The organism is Mesorhizobium sp. M7A.F.Ca.CA.004.04.2.1 (assembly GCF_004022825.1).
Classification (GTDB): Bacteria; Pseudomonadota; Alphaproteobacteria; order Rhizobiales; family Rhizobiaceae; genus Mesorhizobium.
The window spans coordinates 1-734 of sequence record NZ_RZPH01001596.1 but is presented as its reverse complement, the minus strand read 5'-3'; the positions used below and the strand labels follow the sequence as shown (position 1 = coordinate 734).

Here is a 734-nt window from a genome sequence, read left to right as displayed (position 1 = left end):
ATGGCGCGGGGCATCAAGTCGGGCGGCTTCGAAGTCCATTTCCCGCGCCGGACCAGCTGGCCCCTGAAACTGCTCGGCCTGCTGCCGAGGCCGCTGTGCAGAGGGTTTATCAGCCTGATGACCAGTTGGAAGGCGCGGCCGCTGCATTACGACCGCAAACCCCCGATCGAATAGGACGCCGGCGAAATTGGCAGGCCCACCGTTTCGGGCCGCCTGGGTCATGGTTGAGACAAGTGCTGCGTGGAGTCTGCGATGGGGCGACGGATCGTGCTTGCTGTGCTGGGCCTGATCGCCATTCTCGCACTGGCCTTCGTGCTCGGCCCGCGCGTTCGCGTCGACACCACGATCCGTTTCGATCCCTCGCTCATCGCTGACGATCCGCAGGCCTATGTGGCAAAGGCGGAAGCCGCCATCCCCGGAATCCGTGACGGGCTGGAAAAAGAGATCGTCTGGGCCGATCCGTTGGTGCATGCCAGGACGCCGCTGTCGATCGTCTACATCCACGGCTTTTCCGCATCGAAGGGCGAGGTCCGCCCGCTGCCCGACGAAGTGGCGGAACAGCTTGATGCCAATCTCTTCTACACCCGGCTCACCGGTCACGGGCAGGATGGCGCGGGGCATCAAGTCGGGCGGCTTCGAAGTCCATTTCCCGCGCCGGACCAGCTGGCCCCTGAAACTGCTCGGCCTGCTGCCGAGGCCGCTGTGCAGAGGGTTTATCAGCCTGATGACCAGTT

General features: G+C 64.3%; 2 pseudogenes. Both read left to right on the top strand.

Going from position 1 to position 734, the window contains the following annotated elements:
• Positions 1-174, top strand: a pseudogene (locus EN893_RS39730) (oxidoreductase); the annotation flags it as partial.
• 78 nt (positions 175-252) lie between these two features.
• Positions 253-734 (top strand): annotated as a pseudogene (locus EN893_RS36365) (hypothetical protein); the annotation flags it as partial.